The following is a 21,884-nucleotide window of genomic DNA, read 5'->3' on the forward strand; positions in this document are numbered from 1 at the left end:
AAAACGCCAGCTTTAGAAGCTGGCGTTTTCTTAAAATTCTATATTTTTACATGTTAACGCAGAGATCAACGGTTGATACCGATATCGCGTTGCATGTGACCAGATAGGTCGCTTGCGTAGTAACTACGTGGAGAGTTGTCTACGAAAAGAATATCGAAAATGTGTGCAATCAATCCTTTGATGTTAACCGAGTAGGTCTTCTTATCCATAGAGTTAGGAACAGCGATAGTATTCATTTGTACTGCTTGAGCCATGATTGCCTCTCTATAAATTTATTAATGTGTTTCGTTCTGATGACAAGAATAATAGGTGATCTTTTGCAGGTTAAAAAATGACTAAAATTAGATTTTGGGATTAGTTTTTCTAATAAAACAAACCATTAACAATGCCACAAAATAGATATGCAGATTATGTGATTATAAATTCAATATAGTGTTTAAATCATGCATTTAGTACAAATACCCCGCAAACAACAGTGGCCAATGTCACAGAAAATTTACATAAATAAATTTTCCACTTCATCAGCCACGTGTTCATTATCGACTTTTCGATAAGTTATATTTGTTTTTAATTTACTTGTTCAATGCCTGGCTTCTTCGCATAAACCGACGCTATAACCGCAATCGTCATCGTAGAAACCAATACCGCCAATGACCAGTAAGTTGGGATAGCCCACTCGCTATCAACCAGAAGCATTTTCACACCAATGAACACCATGATGAATGAAAGCGCGGGTTTCAAATAGATGAACTTGTCCATCATACCTTGCAGTACAAAATACAACGAGCGAAGACCAAGTAACGCAAACACGTTAGCCGCAAGTACCAAGAACGGTTCTTGTGTTACCGCAAAGATCGCAGGGATAGAGTCTAATGCAAACATCACGTCCATGACTGCGATCGCACCGATGACCAACATCATTGGAGTGAATGCCCATTTAGCACCCTGTTTAACCATTAATGCAGGGCCATGGAAGTCCTCTGTTACCGGCATCACTTTACGAAGTAGCTTTTCAGGCAGAGTATTCACACTCTCCTCTTCGCCCTTGTCTAATGCCAGCTTAATACCTGTACCAATCAAGAACGCAGCGAACACGTAAAGCACCCAGTGATATTCCGCCAATAGCTGTGCGCCTAGTGCGATCATAATTGCACGAAGCACCAATGCACCAATTACGCCCCAAAGAAGCGCACGAGGTCTTAGATGCTCAGGAACTTGGTATTGAGCAAAGATCATCGCAAAAACAAACAAGTTGTCTACGCTAAGGGATTTTTCTAACAAGTAACCCGTAATGAATGACACGGTTGCTTTTTGCGCTGTGTAGTCACTGTTCGGCGCATAAATGTCCCAAAATAGGTAAATCGAGCCAGCAAACAAAAACGCAAGTACAAACCAGAAAACACTCCAGATTGCCGCTTTCTTGATAGTAACGTTACCGCCACGAGTCTGATAGATATCAATAGAGACGAGAATAACCGTTAGCAGGAAAAAGCCCGCATAAGTCGTCATGATTGGCGATGAAAAAAAGGATTCACTATTTGTAGATAATAGAGATTGAGTTGAGTTCATTATTCCTCCGGGCGGAAGAACTGTACAAAGACCTTCCGCAAACAAAGCATATCAAGCTCCATTACGGATCTTGACTGTGATTGCGTTGGTCTCGTTGAAGTGAAATATGGGATTTCACTTTTACATACCGGATAGACTCTTGGCCTAACGAGATGACGATATGTAAACTTGCGCTAACTACTCCCCAAACGCGTGGATAATAATCCTCTGGTTGTGTTTCGTCTATATAAATTTGCACGGAAAAAGCAAAAAAGGAGCAAACGCTCCTTTCTGATTGATGCCACTTTGTCAAATAGACACGCGAATTGATTCTAAGAATAAATTCGCAAGTCAAACACACTATTGCACTGCGTAATGAAGTTGCAAAAAGAGCAATTTACAGCCCTGCGGCAGGTATTAAATACACTAACGCTGACCAAACTGATACCCAACCGACAACCGCTACCGCATCTAACCAATCTTTCTTATCCATGCATATCTCCACAAGAAGGCGACCTGCAGAGATAAAGCATAAACAATGCCAATTTTATAAATAACCCAAAGTAATAGTGTTAAATATCAGTATCAGCTTTAGTTATCTAAAACACTCCATGCAATTCAACGGTTCATTGAGGTGAAGCGACTCTGGGTGGTCTTGCAGAAACTCGATGAAGCAGTCTGCCATAGAGTCAGTGGTGACCGTGCCATCACCGATCATATCCAACACAGCGTTATAGCCCTCTTTGCCTTTCATTGTATAGGCTGACGACGCGCCCCGGTAAATACGGTTGCGAGAAACAGCTTGCCAACCTGAATCATCAGAGTGAATTTCTAGATGGTGAATCCTGTGTCCTATAGGCGCTTCTTTGTGGTAACAAAACCTCAAATTATGTGTATAAGGAAAGCTACCTGAACCTGTGCCCACGACACCATTATCAATCGCGTTATTGATTGCACCTTCAAGCATGCCAGCGATCGTTTCACCTTTTACTTCATACACACCAATAGGTACGGCAAACGGTAGTAGTTTTCCGGCAATATCGGCAACAGAGACATCGCCGCTGTTCAGTGAATTTCTTACACCACCGGCGTTGTGAATGGCAAAGTCAACCTGATGCCCTTTCTTGTTCATTAGATGGTGAAATGATTGAGCAACCAAGGGGGCTAGTTGACTCGGGCCTTTAGCATCTGGAATACGTACATGGCGAAGTTTAGTGTCTGCATGAGCAATCACTTGTTGCTGAAGCTTTCGAACTCGCGGCTGGTATTTATCCGTCAGAATGCTCTGCAGCTCAGGATCTTTCTTACACACTGCAATATTAGGGTGATTGTTTAAAAACTCACACGCCATATCGTGGGCATCGTCTTGCCCTACTTCACTCAGTTTCGCGTCTATAAAGAGTCGACGGCCTAATAACAGTTCGTTTTTACCATTGAAGTGCGTCACTTTGCCTTGAGAATCGAACTCGATTTCGCAGTGTCCTAAGCTCATGGCGTGGAAACCCGCTTGCACAACATAGGTATCGCCAATTTTCACACCGTATTCATCATCTTTAACTAAGCCGATATCAGAGAAATCACCTTGTAAGCGATGACTATGACCACCAACGATGACACCAATACCTGTTACGTTGGCTGCTAACTCTAAATCAGCTTCGTAACCAAGATGGCTAAGTAACACAATCTTGTTGATACCTGCTTGATGGATTTGCTCAATGGTCCCTTTTGCTGTTTCCAAAGCATTTTCAAACGGTGTATCGATATCTGGGTTAGCGATGCCTGCCATCTTGTCGATGCTTAAGCCGAATATTGCGACCTTCTCGCCATCAAACTCTTTCGTTATAAAAGAAGCACTTCGTGTTTCAGGCAGATAAGGCTTAACAATGTCGTTGTCCGCTAGCGTATGAGTTTTATTGATATCCTCATTCGATAGATTCCAGTTACCGGCCAACAGCGGGAATTTGATTCTTTTCGCGAAAATCGCAACGGGCTCATTACCCATGTCTAACTCGTGATTACCGAGCGTCATGGCATCTATATTAAGGGCATTCAACAAATCGGCATTGGCTTTTCCCTTGAATAAGGAAAAGTACAACGTGCCCTGGAAGCAGTCACCAGCGTGCAAGAACAAGGTTCCAACCTTCTGACGCTGGGCATCTTGTTCTATTTGTTTGAAGCGTGTTGAAATTCGAGCAAAGCCACCAGCACTGACATAAGGTTCAATGATGTGGTTGTTCATTTTAAGTGATAGCTGTAACGAGGTTGGTTCAAAGTATGAGTGGGTGTCGTTGATGTGTGCCAACACTATTTTTGTCGGCTTATTCTTTTTAGTCATATTTTCTTCTCTCTTTGTCCCTTCATACTAGGTCGAGAATCATGACAGAATCGTGAATTTTATGAAACTGCACTGCAAAAAAATACTCGAGATAGATCAAAAATCTCATTTTGCACCGTATTAATAAACAACGGGTTTTGTGACAGGTGAGCATACCGGATTTGGATTTTTCGATTATGATTAAAGATATCTGTTAGCTTTCAAATAATTAGCAGAGCCTTCCGTTAGGAGTAAGCCTATGCAACTAGAAAGAATCGAGATTTCTGGCTTTCGAGGTATCAAGCGCATGTCACTCGCGTTTGACGAGCTAACCACGCTTATTGGTGAAAATACTTGGGGTAAGTCTTCATTATTGGATGCCCTTTCCGTCATTCTGCCCTCAGACGGTGTGCCATATCACTTTGAAATGACCGATTTTCATGTCGATTACTCTGTTTCACACCCGCAGTCTCAACATCTTCAAATTGTTCTCGCTTTAAAAGCTAACGATAAGAGCGAACTTAACGCAGGTCGTTATCGCAAACTCAAACCTATTTGGGTTCAAGATGAATTTGGCGTATTTCGCATCTACTATCGCATCAGCGCGACGTTAGAACAGTATGAGACAACAACACACTATGCATTTCTTGGTTTGGACGGTAATCCGCTCAAGCTTCATCATTCAGAAAAGCTTGCTCAAGAATTAATGACCTTACATCCCGTTATCCGTTTGCGTGATGCAAGGCACTTTGATCGTCCTTTCAACGGCAAGTCCCTTAACCACAATGCTCACCTGCCGACTAATGTTCACGCAACTAATGCAAATTCAAACGGGAACGGGAACGGGAACCATCACACGAGCAATGGCACAACAAATGGAAACGGCGCCAATAACGGTAATGGTCGACAAGCAAGAATAGAAAAACGAATAGACAACACCTGCCGCCGTCTTATGGCGATACCCGGACATGTTAATAAAGGTGAAATGCGCAGTAGCCTAGAGTCGATGCAAAGTCTGATTGAGCACTATTTTTCTTTCAAAAGTACTTCTCGTCGTAACCCTAGAAAACAGCGAGACGGATTGCTTTATTCTGCGGGTGCCAATGATCAGAGTATTCATCAACTTGTCGAAGAGACCAAGAACAAACAAACTCGCTTATTATTCATGGGGTTACTTAACGCTTATCTACAAGCTAAAGGGCCAAACGACTTAAGGCGATGTGCGCGCCCTCTTTTGATCCTTGAAGATCCAGAGGGTCGACTGCACCCAACACACTTGGCAAGGGCTTGGAGCTTGATGCAGAAATTGCCCATGCAGAAAATCCTGACCACCAACAGTGGCGACCTACTTGCGGCGGTCCCACTTCAATCGATTCGTCGCTTGGTTCGTCAGTCAGACAAAACCATCGCCAATCAACTCAACATGAACCATTTCAGTAAGGATGAACTTCGACGAATTGGTTTTCATATCCGCTTCCACCGCTCTGGGGCACTATTTGCTCGCTGTTGGCTATTAGTAGAAGGTGAAACCGAGGTTTGGTTGTTCAATGAACTTGCCAACCAATGTGGCTATAACCTAGCAGCAGAAGGTGTGCAGATTATTGAGTTCGCCCAATCAGGACTTAAGGCACTGATTAAGGTCGCGCAAGAGTTTGGCATCGATTGGCATGTGGTAACTGACGGCGATGCGGCGGGTAAAAAATACGCAGCAACGGTGCTATCGAAGCTTGGTAATGATCAGGAAAGACATCGACTCACGGAACTGCCAGATAAAGATATCGAGCATTACCTATATATGAATGGATTTGAGAGCTTTTTCCGTGACATGGTTAAGATTCCATACGATCACCCTATCCCTCCAAAGAAAGTGGTTGCCAAGGTATTGAAGAAACATGCAAAACCCGACCTTGCACTCGCCATTGTTTCTCATTGCGAGAATCAAGGACAAGAATGCATTCCGCTTTTATTAAGGTGGACATTAAAACGCGTGATCACCATGGCGAATGGAAATACCTAAACATAATTTGTTTTATAGATGCTATCAGTTGCTCTACTGATGAAATATTTAGCTAGTCGCCTCAACCAAAAAAGGCACACCAAACGGTGTGCCTGTATAAATCGATATACAAATTAATTGGGGGTTATCTTGCAAGAGTTCACAGTGACTAACTAAGGTTAGGTTAACGAATTAAGCCTTTGCCTGTTTAGCGTGTTGTTCAACAACTTCCGAAGATTGAGTCGATTTCTCGTGAAGCCATAGCCCCGTTGCTTTCATCAAGTATCCAAATACACCACCAAGCAGTAAAGATGGCACTACAAGTTGCCAATCACCACCTGCAGCAAACGTCGCACAGCAACCAATGAAGGTGCCTGGGATATAACCTAGCCACGCTTGTTTCGCTTGAATACACATAAAGAAAGCCACAATAGCAGTAATCATGTAGCCTAAAATCTCTAACCCTGCGAAGGTTGAGCTTTCGATAATCACCATTGCCCAGAATACGCCAGTCATGTTGGTCAATAGGCTACCTGCAAGTCCTTTAACGCCGCCTGTTGGCGAAGCAAAGTAACTGGTGCAACCTAAGAAACCTGCCCATGACAATAAGCCGAAAGAGATAGCAATCCATCCCCATAGACCTGACAAAATACCTGTTGTTAATGAAATCGCGACTAATGTACTCATACTATTTCTAAAGCCTAATTACGTAATTGAACGCAACCGGATTTAGCCTCACTTAAAATCAAGTAAGCATACTATGGGAAGATAGCCCTTATTTAGCCGATCACGATCACATTAATAATGTATGAAGTTGTTCATTTATCACTAGATAGAGACCGGAATCGCTTATTCAACACATTTAGTTATTAGCATTGGTGTTGAATAGCGGCTAAAGAGCCGACCGTTTGCCTTTCATCATGCGCTTACCTTCACGCTTGATACATTCAGCAAGTGGGTTCTCTGCCATGTCAGCACGCCAAATAAAGGACAAGGTTCTTTCCATTTCAAGCTCAGAAACATTCAACGTCACAAGTTGACCTGACTCAACAAACTGTTCGACATCTAGATAAGGTAAACACGTTAAATATGGGCCGTTTGCAACCAAACTTCTTAAAACAGGAACGTGTTCATACTCTCGCCATACATCGAGATCGCCAATTAAATGGTGAATAGAGCTATCAAAAACTTTGCGAGTACCCGAACCATGTTCGCGTAATACCCACTTTGCTTGTTCTAATTGTGCCAAGCTGACTCGTTCACGCTTCGCAAACGGGTGATGAGCCGATGCAACCACCGTTAAATGGTCGGTACACCACACTTCTTGGTGAACTCGGTTGTCATCACAACGACCTTCGATAACACCCAAGTCATATTGATAATCTAATACACCATCAATGACTGCGTCGGTACTTTGCACGCCAAGCGAGATTCGCATCTCAGGAAAGTCGTTATCAATAATACTGATGAGATCCGGAACGAGGTGTTCCGCTGGAGTTTGGCTAGCACCTAATTTGAGTTCGCCACTCAACAAATGCTGCTCGTAAAAACCCATCTCAATTTGCTGCGCATCTTGCAGTAAACGCTTCGCTTTTGGTCTTAACCACATGCCCCAATGAGTCAGGGCCATTTGCTTGCCCTGCCTTTCAAACAAAGGCCTGCCGAGCATTTTTTCCAACTGTGCAAGAGACATACTTGTTGCTGACTGAGTCAACGCCAATTTGTCTGCTGCCTGACTAACGCTCCCGGAGTCTGCTACTGCATCAAATACCGCGAGTTGCTTTAATGAATAACGCAAAATTCATCCTTAATGCTTTTAATTATTTGTGTCCTGATGCTCGTTTTTTATAAAGCCAATGAGCAATCAATTTCATTCTACGCGTAACCCAATCTATATCAATAAATTTGATGTGGTTTCTAAAAATTATCAATTTTACCTCTACCCATCAACGCCCTAATCTGGAATGGCAGGACACAACGAGCCCTGCAAAACATTACTGATTAACCATTACGGATTAACCAAGTCATTAACACTAGGAATTACACATGACGGATTGTTCAAGGGGGGGATATGGCAACCAGCACTTCTGAAAATCATCAACTGTTCTCACCAACAGAAATGATGGCGGAAGCAGAGAAGTTTGCATTAAGTAAAGCAAATAAAACCAGCAGCATGACATTGAGTTTGGCAATCATGGCTGGCGCATTCATCGGGCTTGCTTTTTTGTTCTACATCACGGTAACCACGGGCAGCGCTGATGCTGGATGGGGATTGAGTCGCTTAGCCGGCGGTCTTGCATTCAGTATGGGTTTGATCTTGATTGTGATTTGCGGTGGTGAGTTATTTACCAGCTCAGTGTTATCCAGCATCTCATGGGCTAACAAGCAAATCACCTTCACTAAGATGCTGTCTATCTGGGGCAAAGTGTATGTCGGCAACTTTATCGGTGCCATGTTCCTATTGGCTTTGGTAAGCGCAGCAGGCTTATATCAACTGGATGGCGGCCAATGGGGCTTAAACGCTCTAAACATTGCTCAACACAAGCTGCACCACAGCCCAGTTCAAGCGTTTGCTTTGGGTGTGCTTTGTAACTTGTTGGTGTGTTTAGCGATTTGGTTAACGTTCAGCTCTGCTAACGCAATGACCAAAGCAATGATGACCGTGTTACCCGTTGCAATGTTCGTAAGCTCAGGCTTTGAACACTGTGTGGCGAATATGTTCATGGTTCCTCTAGGCATCACGATTCAAACATTCGCCCCGGAAAGCTTCTGGATGCAAATCGGTGCAACACCAGCGCAGTACGCAGACTTAAACGTCATGCAATTTGTCACAGCAAACTTAATACCAGTGACAATCGGCAACATCGTAGGTGGTTCAGTATTGGTCGGCTTAGCCAACTGGAGTATCTACCGTCGCCCACAACTTAAAGCAGCAAAAATTACCGCTATTACACAAACAACAGAAATTACGTCAGTTAAGGAAATTACTATGAACACAGCAACTACTATCAAGCAAATCATGAACACTCAACCAATTACATTGAGCGTTGAAATGCCAACATCAGTCGCGATTGATACACTTTTAGACGCGCAACTTGTTAGCGCTCCTGTTTGTGATGTTGAAGGCCGTCTAGTGGGTATCTTCTCTGTTCATGACGTAATGGTTGACCTTTGGTGCCAAGATTACATCCCAACTAAAGGCCAAAAAGTCGTAGACCTAATGAGCCGTGACGTTGTGGCAATCGATGCAAACGACAAGCTAGTAGACGTTGCTGAGTTCCTATGCATCGACAAAGAGCAACTGTACCCGACGACAAGCATGGGCTTCGCAACTCGCTTGACATCTCTTTCTCTAGAAGAGCGTGCAAAAGCGATGAAAGTAAGCCAACCACATATGCTTCCAGTGTTAGAAAATGGCGTGATGGTGGGTGTGTTGACTCGCATTGAAGTGATGCAAGCACTGCGTCCAATCTACGGTGACCGACTAAACGTGGTTCCTCAAGCTGAACTAGAAACAGCTTAACTAATCGTAAGTTGAACTATTAGGGATTAGTAGTTCAATTAGATAACTCAGTCATGGCAACGTTGACTGGCTAGAGGCAAATGGTGGCTTTTAACGTACTAAACGGTTTGACACAAAACAGACCTAAACGCGTTGCCATTTATCTCAATAAAAAAGGCGCAAAGTGAAAACTTTGCGCCTTTCTCTATTTCTAACTGCTGACCTATTTAGTATCGACCAAACTTTTGATATTTCTAAATAATGTTGATACCTGTCAGAGAGCTAGAAAGCTAGATTACTTTTTTACGCCTTCAACGTGTAGTTCCATGTCTACATAGCTTGAAGCGCCCATTACTGGAATGTTGAAGTCAGCAAGTTCTAGACGAGTTGTACCCACGAAACCAGCACGCTCACCGCCCCAAGGGTCTTGACCAGCACCGATGAATTCAGCTTCGATAACGATTGGCTTAGTTACGCCGTGAAGCTTAAGGTCACCCATTACTTCAAGTTTGCCGTTGCCTTTATCAACCACTTTTGTGCTGTTGAAAGTAGCGTCAGAGAATTTACCTGCATCAATGAAGTCAGAGCTACGGATGTGCTTGTCACGCTCTGCGTGGTTTGAATCAAGGCTTGTTGTATCAATAGTTACGTTTACTTTTGATGCTTCAACGTTGCTTTCATCAAATGAGAAATCACCTGAGAATGTGTTAAAACGGCCTTGGATGAAGCTATAACCTAGGTGGCTAACTTTAAAGTTAACTGAAGCATGCGCACCTTTTGTATCAATCACGTAATCAGCGGCGTTCGCAGCGAAAGGCATTGCCATAGCAAATGCTAATCCTGTAGCGATAATTGACTTTTTCATTTTGAAGCTCCTATCATTTTTCGTAGCGTATCGTCTTTGTCGATAACGTGGTGTTTTATCGCCGCTAAGGCGTGCACTGATGCCATAATGATCAGTACCCATGCAGCATAGTAGTGAATCGTTCCTGCGAGATCAGATTGGTTTGCAAACAGTTCACCCATACTTGGTACAGTGAACCAATTGAATACGTCGATCCCGCGGCCATCTGATGTTGAAATCAAATAACCTGAAATAAATAAAACCGCTAAGTTAATGTACATAAAGCCGTGAGCGATCTTCGCTGCTGCAACTTCATAGCTTTTACCTTCTACTTTAGGTGACGCGGTAACTAGTTTCCAAACCAAGCGGATAACAGTAACAGTAGCCAAAAGAATGCCTACCGAGCGGTGATAGTCTGGCGCTGTTTTGTACCACTCGCTGTAATATGAAAGATCAACCATCCACAGGCCTACACCAAATAAGCCAAATACTGCGAGAGCTGAAATCCAATGCATCGCTCTAGCTAAAGGGTTGTAATTTCTAACGTTGTTGTCCATGCATCTCTTCCGAATGTTAACGAATCGTGTAGTTTTGAAAAGCGTACCCTACACTAAGTTTGTGTAACATATTATTTACCAAGCTTTACAATAGTTACATCATTTCAAATTAAACGAGTTATTCAAATTATTTGAACAAGTTTGGGCTAAACGTTAGATTTCAACGATTTGTTCGATCTCGTAAAGCTCATCTGAGATATCTAACATTTTACGTTCCATGACTTTTTGAGCGTCTTCTATCCCTTTGTTGTAGTAAACCGCCCCAAACTTTTTACTTATGAAATCGACCAAGAATTCTGTGTCGAACTGACCAAGCTCCACATCGAGTTCATCCTGCAGGTACTTTTGGAGCGTATGAGTAAGCTCAGACTTTTGTTTCGAATCTAATTGAATGGTCATGAATGTTTCCAAATAAAGAGTAAGTAGATCAATTGTGATTTGCTGACTAGACTATAGTCGAGGTAACTAGCTAGAATTCCTCATAATTTAGAATACAGACCTGTAGAGCGCCAGTGCTATCCATAAAATCACTCAGCAATGGTTAATTTTGATAGAGAGATCAAGAACTCGCACTTTGACGATAGGTAACGGAACCGCAATTACCGTACTATTGCCCATCAATAAGATAGTAGCTGTGTATAAGGGACTTCATTGTTATTAGATCTAGTGATTAAAAGCGTTAATCAATTTCAAGACGATTGCCTAAAGCTCTGTGAACGCCACTACCCTACGGTGCACAATCAAGGGATCAGTGAGCACCATATAGGAAAGGCATTTGCTCGCCGAATGGAGCACACCTTCGTTAGCTTTAATCATGCAAGCAACATCAGCCCACTTGAAATGCTTTCTTCTGGCGAAACGCCTCGACACTTCCGAATATCTTCCGAAATTGGTACCGTTTGGATGATCAGTCATCATATGGTGAGCGCCGGGAAAACCTGTCGTAGAAAGTTAATGTTGGACATCCATAATTGGCAACAAGAGTATGGATTTTCCATTCAACCCAATGACGTTTTGATCATTGTCTCCGACCATTGGATTAGCCGAAGTAAAAACAGTGGTGAATTATTGCATTGGTGGATGGGTGAACTCCCAGACGAGATCACGGAATATAGCCAACAAGGTATCACGCTAAGAGAGAGTGATTCTCAATTCGCTACTGACTTAAATAATAATTTTAAAATCAGCCCTTGCTTCATTAAATTTGGACACCCTTTAAAGCGGTCAGGAAATCAACAACTGGTTCGTAAATACCTGCAACTTTACGCAGTACTTCAATGGCAGTAAGAATACGGGTCAACTTTTTCATTCAATATTGAAAGTAAATTGTTAGACCTTCATCCCAGTATTTTATAAAAGATAACTCATTCCCTGTTCATTAATTATTCGAACTTCCTGTTTTAATTATTAATAGCCGATCGACTCACAGTCTCGATTTTGAGAGATAGATATCATTTCTGTGTAACTCGCTTAGTCAATCTATTTTATAACTTTGACACTCCCCCATAATTTAAGCCATTAACCCTATTTTTCTCTGGTGTATCAGCGTTCTAGCCTTATATTGGTTGGGGTTAATATGTGAGACGTTACTTAGCCATTAGATTCACTTAAACTATCAAACACAGTCAATGATAAGTAAATTTAATGGTTAATGTCATTTATCATGCTGATTTTTCGTTAGTTATATTAATTTAAATATTGACTCTACAAATGAGTTTTTATTAATTGACAATTTACTTACACCTGTCAATATTGTGACAGGCGCGACATGTACGTCCGCCATTGAATAAGCCCTCTTTATTAGCGACTATGATTTTATCAGACAGAAGTGAATTTATTAGCTGTATATCCGTAGATGCTGATATGCAGTTTATTGCGAAATATCAAGACCTAACACTTAGAAGTGTCTACCAACCTATATTTGATTCTTCTATGACTCAAATAGGTGTTGAGGCTTTGGTGCGCATTTCAAATAACAAAGGTGATATTGTTCGTCCTGATCACTTCTTCCATTCCGACGAAACCTCAAGCACAGACAAAATCAATGTAGAGAGGTTGAGTCGAGCGATTCATATCCGTAACTTCGCACAATCGACAATCCGTCATTTACATCTATTTTTGAACGTTCTTCCAAACGTTGGTGAGTTGTTTGCTGCAGAAAAGGTCAGCGATAGCTTGTTAGCTAAACGCCTTCACGAGCTTAACCTTTCATGCGAACAGATAGTGATGGAGTTGGTAGAGTTGAACGCAGAAAGTGAAGAGCGTTTGAAAGATGCCGCTCTTTCTCTTGCGGATAATGGCTTTCAAATAGCGGTCGATGATTTTGGAACACAAGCATCAACCGAACAACGCGTTCGTCACATTAACCCTCATATCATCAAGATAGACCGCTCGGTTATGTTGGACTTTGAACAAGGCGACACTCGAGAAATGGAGTTAGTACTTGATCTTGCAAACCAAATTGGCGCAAAGACAGTGATTGAAGGTATTGAAACCCAACAACAACTCGCAGCGATGCAAAATTTAGGCTTCGATATGTATCAAGGTTATCACTTAGCCATGCCAAAGCCGATTGAGTTAGACATACGGCTAGCAATTTAGAATCGCCCTATTGTTCTTAAAGCCGCTTGCCCATTGAGTAGCGGATTTTTTAATGCTTGCCTATTCGTACCCTCTTACCGCTCTCACGTGTCAACACATTTCAGGACGGGACAACACGCATAAAAAAGCCCAGTCAAAATTGACTGGGCTGGCTTAAAAGAATCTGTTTTATATCAATCCCTAATAACCCGCAGTGGACGGTTTGATTCTATATAGAATAGCGAACATCACTGGTACTACTATTAGCGTTAGTACGGTAGCAAAGCCTAAGCCTGCCATGATGGTAATCGCCATTGAGCCGAAAAATGCATCGAATACCAAGGGAATCATCCCCAAGATAGTCGTCAGTGCTGCCATAGATACCGGTCGTACACGACTAATCGCACTGTCGACAACCGCTAAATATGGGTCTTTACCTGTTGATAGCTCACTGTTGATCTGGTCAAGCAGTACAATGCCGTTCTTCAAAATCATGCCGCTTAGACTCAATAAGCCAAGGAACGCTGTGAAGCTGAATGGCATATTGGTACCTAACAGACCAATTGAAACACCAATGATAGAGAGTGGAACCGTAAACCAAATCACAAGCGGCTTACGAACCGAGTTAAACAGAAGCATCGTGATGATAAACATCAGCAAATAACCCATTGGCAGTGAACCAAACAGAGATTCTTGCGCATCTTTAGAGCTTTCGTACTCACCACCCCAGCTAATGCTGTAGCCTTCTGGTAAATCTAATGCTTCTACCTTTGGTTTCACACGAGCAAACAGACTCGCTGGCGTTTCATAACCAAGAACATCGTGGTCAGCCAATACTGTTAGCGTACGTTTTCTGTCGCGACGCTGAATCAGTGGCTCAGACCATTGAAGCTCTACGCCATCAATCACTTGCTCAACTGGGATGTAAGTTTGTAGTGATGGGCTCCAAATCTTCACATTGTTTAGCGATTCGAAATCAAAACGCTCTTCTTCCGGTAAACGCGCCACGATAGGTAACATATGAGTACCATCACGCAGTAGGCCGATGTTGTAACCGCCAAACGCCATTTGTAATGTCTCAGACAAGTCAGTTTTTGAAATGCCTAGGCGACGAGCCTTAGATTCGTTGAACAGTGGTACAAGTTCTTTAGTGCGTTCACGCCAGTCATGACGAACATTTCGAGAGCCTGGATCGGCAAGCAAGATGTCTTCGACTTCAACTGCAATGTTACGCAGTACTTGTGGATCGGCACCGATAATACGCGCTTCAATTTTTGAAGCGGGTGACGGACCAAACTCAATCAACTTGAACTGGAACGTTGGTTGCTCAAATTCGTTCGCTAAGTCTTTGTCTAGCGCCGCTAGAGCCTTAAACATAGTGTCGCGGTCAGTGGTTCTTACTTGTAACTGGGCGTACGCTTCGTAGCTTTTCTCTGGTTGGTAAGTCAGTGCGAAACGTTGCATGCCCTGCCCAACCGTTGTCGTTACAAACTCCACGTCGTCTTGCTGGCGAATGTAGCTTTCAACTTTTTCTGTCTGCTTGATCGTTTCACGAACATCGGTGCCTTCTGGCATCCACATGTCTACGTAAAACATTGGGGTATTTGACGGCGGGAAGAACTGCTGCTTCACCATACCAAAACCGACGACAGAAACTGCTAATAGAGCGACCATACTAACTACAGTAAGCCATCTAAATCGAAGTGCTACTTTCAGACACGCACCGAATACCACAAACAGGATGCCTTTGTATGGGTCTTCGTTCTCATCAACCTTGTCTTCTTCTTTAAGCAACATCTCGGCAAGGAATGGCGTTAGTGTTAGTGCAGTTACCCAACTCAAAAACAGTGAGAAACACAGTACCCAAAACAGTGAACCCATGAATTCTCCTGTCGCATCCTTCGACAAACCAATCGGTGCAAACGCTGTGATAGCGATAATGGTCGCACCTAACAGTGGCCATTGTGTTTGCTTGACGATGTCTTTCGCTGCTTGAAGCTTGGTTTTGCCTTTCTTCAAGCCCACCAAAATACCTTCAACGACAACAATCGCATTATCCACCAGCATACCCAGCGCGATGATCAGTGCCCCCAGAGAGATGCGGTGCAGTTCAACATCGTTGTAATCCATCAGGATGAAGGTACCGAATACCGTCAATAGAAGAACCAAACCGATGATCAAACCACTGCGTAAGCCCATTGCGAACAACAATACAATGATAACGATGGCTACCGCTTCAACTAGGCTGATTAAGAAGTCAGCCACAGATTTGTCTACTTCTTGCGCTTGGTTGTAGAAGTAATTCAGTTCTACACCCGCTGGCTTAATGCTTTCTAGGCGATCCAGTTCCGCATCCAGTGCTTTACCAATCTCAACCACGTTTACACCAGAAGAGAACGCAATACCCAAGTTGATTGCTGGTTTACCGTTGTACGTTAATACATTGCCCGGCTTTTCTTGAATACCACGAGTTACTTCAGCGACATCTTTCAAGCGAATCAGGTTACCTGTATCGCGACCATGAATGATCAGGTTTTCTAGTTCTTCAACCGTGCTTAAGGTGCCGTTTGGCTTGATCGTAAGGCTTTGACCATTCAGCATCACCTCGCCTGCCGATACCACACTGTTTTGCTGTGCTAGCAGTGACGTAACCGTCGACATATCTAGGTTCAATGCGGCTAAGCGTTCCAGTGACATCTCAACAAACAGTTGTTCTTGTTGGTCACCTGCAATGCTTACTTTACCGACACCGTCGACCAGTTCGATTTCACGCGTTAGGTAATCTGCGTACTGTTTGAGCTCAACGTAATCGTAACCATCACCGGTCAGCATGATCATCACACCAAACACATCACCAAAATCATCGATGATCTGAACGGAATTTACACCACTTGGCAGTGTTGGTTGTAGATCGTTGATCTTACGGCGCATTTCATCCCAGATCTGAGGCAGCTCGTCTGGACCGTAGTCCATCTTCATACTGACCATAATTTGGGACATACCGTTCGATGATGTCGAGGTAATCTTGTCGATGTACGGAAGCTGTCTTATCTCTTTTTCTAGTGGGTAAGTCAGCTCTTCTTCAACTTCCATTGACGTAGCGCCAGGGTAAGTTGAAATAATCATTGCATCTTTAATGGTAAAAGCTGGGTCTTCTAAACGGGATAGATTACCAAAAGACGTCACACCGCCAATGGTCAAAATGACTAGAAACAGCCAGCTGATTACTTTGTTCGTTATTGAATATTCTGCGATGTTCATTCTGCTTTTCCTGACAATTGGATTCCGTCACGGAGTTTTCTTAGATTCGAGTTTACGAGTCGATCACCTTGCTCAACACCATGAGCGATTAATGCGCCTTGGCCACTGATCTTGTCGACTTCTACTTCGCTTTTGAATGCTTGTCCGTCTTCCATTTTCCACACATAGAACTGATTCGCTTCAGAACCCGCTTCTAAAGTTGTCATTGGTAATTGGTAGCCTTGAACATCGCTCAAGCCGGCTTTCGCCATATCCACGTTCACCGTAACGCTGGTGCCCGGCAGGATTTCGTTTTTAGGTTGTTGCATCTGCATCCAAAATTCGTAAGTACGCGATTGCGGGTGCAATTCACTGGTGTGCTCCAAATACGTCAGTGGATATTGGCCAGTGTGACCGCCAAAGGTCGCCTCAGGACGATAGCTATTTGAACGCATGTCTGGACTTATCGATGCCAAGATCGAATCTGATACTTGAATTCGTACATACACCTTATCGTTCTGGTACACGCTCAATAGTGTTTCACCCGGTGTCGTGTTTTCGAAACGTTGCTTGTCCACCGTAGAAACTGTCCCAGGAAATGGCGCTAAAAGTTCTGTGTAACCTAGCTTGCGTTTCGCCGCCGCCAAATTCGCCGATGCGAGCTTGTAGTTAGCCGTCAGTTGGTCGTGTTCTGATTGCGATAACATTTCGCTGCCAAACATCTCAGTACCACGGGCCAACTGTTTGCTCGCCAGTTTGAATTGAGATTGAGCATCAGTCAGATCTTGGACGTACGTTGCGTTATCTAAGGTGGCTAATAACTGCCCTTTTTCGACATTGTCGCCCGCTTCTACTAATACTTGTTGAATCTCGCCTGCTAGCTTAAATGCCAAGGGAGTCAATTCAGCTGGCATCACCTGTCCATTAAAACTTCTGAACTGATTAGTAAGCGGTGCGCCAACTTCAAAGGTAGAAACCAACAAAGGTGGTTGTTCACGGTGTACAGCTTCATTGTTACAGGCTTGAAGTAACAGAACCGACGCGACAACAACTGATAATTTTGAAAGGTTCATTAAATACCGCCCTCACGAAGCCAAGCTTTTACTTGTTGTCCGTCTGATAACACATCCACACCCGCTTCAACGATAAGGTCACCAGACGACAATCCGTCGATAACCTTGCCTTGCTCATCAAGAAGGACTTGTACTTTAGAAATCAGTTGAGAGTCAGGGTTATAACGCCATAGTTCACCATGGCCTACGTCTTTGTTTAACCAAGCTGAATCCACAATACCAATGCCGTAGTCAGATTTACTTTTCTGAACTTCAACTTGCGCTGTCATACCAGAAAGTAGATTGATGCCTTCTGGCTTTTCGATAGACACAACCGCTTGGTAGCTGTTGGTATCTTCATCTGGTTGCGTTGAGATTTCTTTAAAGCGAGTCGGGATACGAATGCCGCGGTGGCTGTCCATCACAACCCACATGTTTGAGCTCGTTAGGTCTTGAATAGAACGGTCTTCAAGCTTTGATACTGGAATTGAAAACGTCACATCCATTTCACTGTGATTCAAAATATTCAGTACAGGCTGCTTTTCTGCGATCAATTGATATTGCTTTCCAAACACCATCGATACCACGCCATCGAATGGAGCAACTAAGGTAGTGTAGCCAAGGTTTGTTTTTGCTTGGTCCAACTCAACTTCAGCGGCAGTAAAGGTGTTTACGGCTTGGTCGTAGTAATCGGTACTGACCAGTTTTTTCGCATACAACTCAGAAGATTGTTTGTATTGGCTGTTCGCCAGATCAAATTTAGCTTGGGCTGCGTCAACGGCAATACGGTAATCCGTCGCGTCTAATACGGCTAACACCTGACCTTTCTTCACTTCTTGTCCCATACGAACATCGAAGGTTTCTATATCTCCACCCACTTGGAAAGAAAGTGCCGCACGGTCGGTTGCATCAACCTTTGCAATGAAGCTATCGAGATAAATATCAGTCTGTTGTGGGATTTCGAACAGCTTGACTGGCTTGATTACCTGCACATTTTCCTCTGACTGAACTTTGTCACATCCAGTTAGAGAGCCTGCGAGCAATAGTGCTGCAATAACAGCTCCCATGCGCTTGCTCGATATGGCATTGATAGACAAATTGAACTGCATGATGCCTCTCCGTTTAATTATTATGATTTATTACACAGGTGGGCAGTATATTTAATATTAAATAATTCTCAAGCTTTACTTTCCACTTGTGCAGTATTTTTTATTTCAGTAAAAACAGTGTAGAATGTTGTAATCAGGTAATTATGTGAAATGAAGATGACCGAAAAGAAGCAAGGTAGAAGAAGTGCAAAAGACGCTGAAGAGACGCGTTTTTTGATCATGAGCGTTGCCGCAGACATGTTCTGTGACTTTGGCTACGATCGTGTATCACTGCGAAACATCAGTGAAAAGGCAGGCGTCTCGCATAGCCTTATTCGCCACCACTTTGGTAGCAAAGAAAAGATTTGGCATGCAATAAGTGATTGTTTACACGATTATTTTCAGTCTTACATCAGTAAGATTATGGAAGAGCTGCCAAAAGATGTTGCGCCAAATATCGCTATCTACCTGTTTAGCATGCGTCTGTTCACCAACATGATTCACTCACGTAGGCCAATGCAGCTTATTTCAGACTCTGTTCGCCAAGAAGACAACCTAGTTGATTACTTCATCGACAATGTCGGCGATGTTGAAAAAGAGATTAACGGGCTTGCCGCTGAGTACAATGCAGCTAACCCAGACAAAATGATCAACATTTACGAAGTTAAATGGCAAATGATCATGTACGCAAACGGCGCTGTATGCCTCACTCCCTTTATGGAAAGCACTTGGAATGAAGGTGATATGGTCACCTCACCCGAAGACGCCCTACTTAAGCATTGGCAGCTTTTCAACACGCAGATGGTCAGCAAGTTCAATATTGATGAAGAGTGGGCTCTAAATCCAACCTCGATTGAAGAGCTGATTTATGAAGTGCCATGTGAATGGAAGTGTAACCAGGAACATAAAGCTTAATCGGGTTCATAACCATTATGAGCTTATAAGATACAAAAACGCGCCGTTACAGAAGTCACTGTAACGGCGCGTTTTTATATGTATAGATCTTTAAACTGGAGCTTTGTACAGCTTATTAGCGACGTGCTTTACCGCGGTTTTGGTGAATCTTAAGCTTCGCTTTCATCTTACGTTTTTCTGATGAACGGCTTTTGCTGCGACCACCACGATCGGGCGCTAGATCTTTTTCAAGGCTTGGTTCAAAGCCCTCTAGCCACTCTTGAGGCAAGCGAGTATCAAGTAATCGCTCAATATCACCCAATAGGTAAGCTTCATCCTGACTCATCAAAGAGATCGCTAAGCCGCTGTTACCCGCACGGCCAGTACGTCCGATGCGGTGAACATAATCTTCTGCTTTAAATGGCATGTCATAGTTCACAACTTGTTCTAGCTGCTGAATATCAATACCACGAGCTGCCACGTCGGTTGCGATCAACGCACGAACTTTGCCTGACTTGAAATCGTCTAGGGCTTTTTGACGCGCACCTTGGCTCTTATCGCCATTGATTGATGCCGCTTTAATGCCGTCTAACTTAAGCTCTTTAACGAGAGCATCAGTGCCCTGCTTAGTCTTTGTGAACACCAACACTTGTTGCCAGTTTTTTGAACCAATCAAATACGCTAATAGCTCACTTTTACGCGACTTATCTACCGGGTAAACCATCTGTGTTACGGTTTCAGCGGTGCTGTTTTTTGGAGTAACTTGGATTTCACTTGGCTTCTGCATCATACGGTGTGCAATCGCTTTGATTTTGTTATCAAACGTTGCAGAGAAGAACAGAGTTTGACGCACTTCGTTCATGCGAGAAAGAATACGCTTGATGTCAGGCATGAAGCCCATATCTAACATACGGTCAGCTTCATCCAGTACCAGTACTTCCGTTTGGCTCAACATGATGTTTCTAGTGAACATGTGATCAATAAGACGACCAGGCGTCGCGACAAGAATATCTGCGCCACCGCGTAAGTTATCAGTTTGCACCTTCATGCTAACGCCGCCGTAAGCCACCACGACTTTAATGTCGGTGCCCTTTGCGTAGCTAGTTAAGTTATCGAAAACCTGTTGTGCCAATTCACGAGTTGGCACTAATACAAGCGCACGAACGAGCTTAGGGTTCGGAATAACGTTGTCTTTTGTCTCGATTAATCTTTGAATAATCGGTAAACCAAACGCAGCCGTTTTACCTGTACCCGTTTGAGCACCAGCCAGTACATCTTTGCCTTCTAATACCAATGGAATTGCTTGTTCTTGAACACTGGTAGGAGCCGTAAAATTAAGCTCAGACAACGTGGCAAGAAGATGCTCAGATAATCCTAGTTGGTTAAAAGATTTTGTAGATTCAGACATAGTATGATGCTCAAAGATTAAATAGGCGCGGATTGTAGCAAACCTGCATTACGCTGTTTACCTTTCCTTTTGATTTTTCTTCATTTGAAGCGCATTAAACTGCTTAGCTTCCTCTAAAACGTTGGGATAAAGCTCATTAAAGTGACACTGCAACGTATCATAGTGACGTTCGAGGTCATCGTAACATGCCTCGAGCATACCGAGCTTAGGCCTTCTCAACGCCATTCGCTGCAACACCACCTCTATAGATGACATGTCTTGATAGCTCTCTAACCATCTATGCTCAGCCATTTTCTGATGAACCATAACGAAATTTTCAGGCCAGTGTGGCTCTTGATGTTCAAAGATCTGCTCATGGCTATCTAAACAAAAACGCTCTAATGTCTGCTGTGAAAACTGATCCCAATGATTGGCTAAGCAGTGATCCCAAAATACATCGAGTGCGATAGGCGCAAAGCGTCGTGTTTGGTCTGAGAAAAGTGATTTTGCAGAACGAGATACATCATGACGATCAGTATAGCTATCAACAAATCGATGAAGCCTAATACCGTCAGAAAGGGAATCAGAATAGTGTTTATTAGGGTCGCCTTTAACAAAATCACCTAACAGGTTACCTGCTAAGTTGCTGTTACAGTGCTTGGCGATGTGAAGGTGTGCGAGAAAGTTCATTGAACCTCATTAAAGTATCGAGAACTAAGTAACATGGTAAACGTACTCGTTTATCTTCGCGAACTTTAATGAGGATAGTTTTGGTATGACGTGTGAGCGAATACGATTTGCTCAGTTTAGAATTGTTTGCTTTGAGAAGCTTTAGCTAAGAAAACTTTTAGCTTTAAAACGTTTCAGTTGAAACTGAATTAA

18 protein-coding genes are annotated in these 21,884 nt (G+C 43.1%); 5 read left to right on the plus strand and 13 right to left on the minus strand.

Annotation, left to right across the window (positions count from 1 at the left end; all coding sequences use genetic code 11):
* Positions 1-65 precede the first annotated feature (65 nt).
* From AB4249_RS06635 to AB4249_RS06645, 3 genes are all read right to left on the minus strand, one after another.
* The gene (locus AB4249_RS06635; protein ID WP_372102604.1) at positions 66-254 is read right to left on the minus strand and encodes a hypothetical protein; all 189 of its coding nucleotides are present in this window, start codon (positions 252-254) and stop codon (positions 66-68) included.
* A 313-nt stretch (positions 255-567) separates the two neighbouring features.
* On the minus strand, positions 568-1,569 hold the full coding sequence (locus AB4249_RS06640) for a TerC/Alx family metal homeostasis membrane protein (protein WP_017059813.1): 1,002 nt from the start codon (positions 1,567-1,569) through the stop codon (positions 568-570).
* A gap of 574 nt (positions 1,570-2,143) precedes the next feature.
* A complete protein-coding gene (locus AB4249_RS06645; RefSeq protein ID WP_372102606.1) occupies positions 2,144-3,883 on the minus strand; it encodes a bifunctional UDP-sugar hydrolase/5'-nucleotidase in 1,740 nt (579 codons plus the stop codon).
* Positions 3,884-4,121: 238 nt separating this feature from the next.
* Between AB4249_RS06645 and AB4249_RS06650 the strand changes: the two genes are divergently transcribed.
* Positions 4,122-5,879, plus strand: coding sequence for an ATP-dependent endonuclease (locus AB4249_RS06650; protein ID WP_372097486.1), 1,758 nt, complete (start codon positions 4,122-4,124; stop codon positions 5,877-5,879).
* 171 nt (positions 5,880-6,050) lie between these two features.
* Here AB4249_RS06650 and AB4249_RS06655 read toward each other — a convergent pair whose 3' ends face one another.
* Together AB4249_RS06655 and AB4249_RS06660 are read right to left on the minus strand one after the other, a co-directional pair.
* The gene (locus tag AB4249_RS06655) at positions 6,051-6,545 is read right to left on the minus strand and encodes a DUF1097 domain-containing protein (RefSeq protein ID WP_017059817.1); all 495 of its coding nucleotides are present in this window, start codon (positions 6,543-6,545) and stop codon (positions 6,051-6,053) included.
* A 205-nt stretch (positions 6,546-6,750) separates the two neighbouring features.
* Positions 6,751-7,656, minus strand: coding sequence for a LysR substrate-binding domain-containing protein (locus AB4249_RS06660; RefSeq protein ID WP_372102608.1), 906 nt, complete (start codon positions 7,654-7,656; stop codon positions 6,751-6,753).
* Positions 7,657-7,929: 273 nt separating this feature from the next.
* Between AB4249_RS06660 and focA the strand changes: the two genes are divergently transcribed.
* Positions 7,930-9,381: a formate transporter FocA gene (focA, locus tag AB4249_RS06665; protein WP_017064629.1), complete on the plus strand. Its 1,452-nt coding sequence runs from the start codon at positions 7,930-7,932 to the stop codon at positions 9,379-9,381.
* A gap of 274 nt (positions 9,382-9,655) precedes the next feature.
* Here the strand turns inward: focA and AB4249_RS06670 are convergent, their stop codons facing one another.
* The 3 genes from AB4249_RS06670 to AB4249_RS06680 all read right to left on the minus strand — a co-directional run bounded on the left by AB4249_RS06670 (position 9,656) and on the right by AB4249_RS06680 (position 11,160).
* On the minus strand, positions 9,656-10,225 hold the full coding sequence (locus AB4249_RS06670; protein ID WP_017064630.1) for a YceI family protein: 570 nt from the start codon (positions 10,223-10,225) through the stop codon (positions 9,656-9,658).
* Complete coding sequence (locus AB4249_RS06675) at positions 10,222-10,761, minus strand: cytochrome b (RefSeq protein WP_017059820.1); 540 nt, start codon at positions 10,759-10,761, stop codon at positions 10,222-10,224. Before AB4249_RS06675 ends, AB4249_RS06670 begins: the two co-directional genes overlap by 4 nt.
* A 153-nt stretch (positions 10,762-10,914) precedes the next feature.
* A complete protein-coding gene (locus AB4249_RS06680) occupies positions 10,915-11,160 on the minus strand; it encodes a DUF2164 domain-containing protein (RefSeq protein WP_017059821.1) in 246 nt (81 codons plus the stop codon).
* Between the two features lie 252 nt (positions 11,161-11,412).
* On the opposite strand from AB4249_RS06680, the gene AB4249_RS06685 reads away from it, so the two are divergent.
* Both AB4249_RS06685 and AB4249_RS06690 read left to right on the plus strand, forming a co-directional pair.
* Positions 11,413-12,048 carry a hypothetical protein gene (locus AB4249_RS06685; RefSeq protein WP_017069925.1) on the plus strand — a complete coding sequence of 212 codons (636 nt, stop codon included), beginning with the start codon at positions 11,413-11,415 and terminating at the stop codon, positions 12,046-12,048.
* A 576-nt stretch (positions 12,049-12,624) separates the two neighbouring features.
* A complete protein-coding gene (locus AB4249_RS06690) occupies positions 12,625-13,362 on the plus strand; it encodes an EAL domain-containing protein (RefSeq protein ID WP_372102610.1) in 738 nt (245 codons plus the stop codon).
* Between the two features lie 180 nt (positions 13,363-13,542).
* On the opposite strand, the gene AB4249_RS06695 is transcribed toward AB4249_RS06690, so the two are convergent.
* From AB4249_RS06695 to AB4249_RS06705, 3 genes are read right to left on the minus strand one after another with little or no spacing between them, the layout of a single operon-like run.
* Positions 13,543-16,602 carry an efflux RND transporter permease subunit gene (locus tag AB4249_RS06695; protein WP_372102612.1) on the minus strand — a complete coding sequence of 1,020 codons (3,060 nt, stop codon included), beginning with the start codon at positions 16,600-16,602 and terminating at the stop codon, positions 13,543-13,545.
* Entirely contained in the window at positions 16,599-17,654 is a 1,056-nt protein-coding gene (locus tag AB4249_RS06700; protein WP_372102614.1) for an efflux RND transporter periplasmic adaptor subunit, read from the minus strand. Before AB4249_RS06700 ends, AB4249_RS06695 begins: the two co-directional genes overlap by 4 nt.
* Entirely contained in the window at positions 17,654-18,742 is a 1,089-nt protein-coding gene (locus AB4249_RS06705; RefSeq protein WP_372102616.1) for an efflux RND transporter periplasmic adaptor subunit, read from the minus strand. Before AB4249_RS06705 ends, AB4249_RS06700 begins: the two co-directional genes overlap by 1 nt.
* 150 nt (positions 18,743-18,892) lie before the next feature.
* On the opposite strand from AB4249_RS06705, the gene AB4249_RS06710 reads away from it, so the two are divergent.
* Positions 18,893-19,636 (plus strand): TetR/AcrR family transcriptional regulator, encoded by a 744-nt coding sequence (locus AB4249_RS06710; RefSeq protein WP_017064637.1) that lies wholly within the window; start codon positions 18,893-18,895, stop codon positions 19,634-19,636.
* Positions 19,637-19,751: 115 nt separating this feature from the next.
* Here the strand turns inward: AB4249_RS06710 and AB4249_RS06715 are convergent, their stop codons facing one another.
* Positions 19,752-21,023, minus strand: a complete 1,272-nt coding sequence (locus AB4249_RS06715; RefSeq protein WP_017059829.1) for a DEAD/DEAH box helicase — start codon at positions 21,021-21,023, stop codon at positions 19,752-19,754.
* Positions 21,024-21,080: 57 nt separating this feature from the next.
* Positions 21,081-21,692, minus strand: coding sequence for an ACP phosphodiesterase (locus AB4249_RS06720; RefSeq protein ID WP_017059830.1), 612 nt, complete (start codon positions 21,690-21,692; stop codon positions 21,081-21,083).
* Between the last annotated feature and the right edge of the window lie 192 nt (positions 21,693-21,884).

Source organism: Vibrio sp. 10N.261.55.F4, assembly GCF_041470465.1.
Taxonomy (GTDB): domain Bacteria; phylum Pseudomonadota; class Gammaproteobacteria; order Enterobacterales; family Vibrionaceae; genus Vibrio; species Vibrio crassostreae_C.

What these genes read in the sequence shown, in the direction of transcription:
- AB4249_RS06690 (WP_372102610.1), top strand. Translation starts at nt 12,625, where the DNA reads ATGCAGTTTATTGCGAAATATCAAGACCTAACACTTAGAAGTGTCTAC.
- AB4249_RS06700 (WP_372102614.1), bottom strand. Translation starts at nt 17,654, where the DNA reads ATGAACCTTTCAAAATTATCAGTTGTTGTCGCGTCGGTTCTGTTACTT.
- AB4249_RS06635 (WP_372102604.1), bottom strand. Translation starts at nt 254, where the DNA reads ATGGCTCAAGCAGTACAAATGAATACTATCGCTGTTCCTAACTCTATG.
- AB4249_RS06645 (WP_372102606.1), bottom strand. Translation starts at nt 3,883, where the DNA reads ATGACTAAAAAGAATAAGCCGACAAAAATAGTGTTGGCACACATCAAC.
- AB4249_RS06710 (WP_017064637.1), top strand. Translation starts at nt 18,893, where the DNA reads ATGAAGATGACCGAAAAGAAGCAAGGTAGAAGAAGTGCAAAAGACGCT.
- AB4249_RS06695 (WP_372102612.1), bottom strand. Translation starts at nt 16,602, where the DNA reads ATGAACATCGCAGAATATTCAATAACGAACAAAGTAATCAGCTGGCTG.
- AB4249_RS06655 (WP_017059817.1), bottom strand. Translation starts at nt 6,545, where the DNA reads ATGAGTACATTAGTCGCGATTTCATTAACAACAGGTATTTTGTCAGGT.
- AB4249_RS06650 (WP_372097486.1), top strand. Translation starts at nt 4,122, where the DNA reads ATGCAACTAGAAAGAATCGAGATTTCTGGCTTTCGAGGTATCAAGCGC.
- AB4249_RS06670 (WP_017064630.1), bottom strand. Translation starts at nt 10,225, where the DNA reads ATGAAAAAGTCAATTATCGCTACAGGATTAGCATTTGCTATGGCAATG.
- AB4249_RS06640 (WP_017059813.1), bottom strand. Translation starts at nt 1,569, where the DNA reads ATGAACTCAACTCAATCTCTATTATCTACAAATAGTGAATCCTTTTTT.
- AB4249_RS06705 (WP_372102616.1), bottom strand. Translation starts at nt 18,742, where the DNA reads ATGCAGTTCAATTTGTCTATCAATGCCATATCGAGCAAGCGCATGGGA.
- focA (WP_017064629.1), top strand. Translation starts at nt 7,930, where the DNA reads ATGGCAACCAGCACTTCTGAAAATCATCAACTGTTCTCACCAACAGAA.
- AB4249_RS06680 (WP_017059821.1), bottom strand. Translation starts at nt 11,160, where the DNA reads ATGACCATTCAATTAGATTCGAAACAAAAGTCTGAGCTTACTCATACG.
- AB4249_RS06715 (WP_017059829.1), bottom strand. Translation starts at nt 21,023, where the DNA reads ATGTCTGAATCTACAAAATCTTTTAACCAACTAGGATTATCTGAGCAT.
- AB4249_RS06720 (WP_017059830.1), bottom strand. Translation starts at nt 21,692, where the DNA reads ATGAACTTTCTCGCACACCTTCACATCGCCAAGCACTGTAACAGCAAC.
- AB4249_RS06675 (WP_017059820.1), bottom strand. Translation starts at nt 10,761, where the DNA reads ATGGACAACAACGTTAGAAATTACAACCCTTTAGCTAGAGCGATGCAT.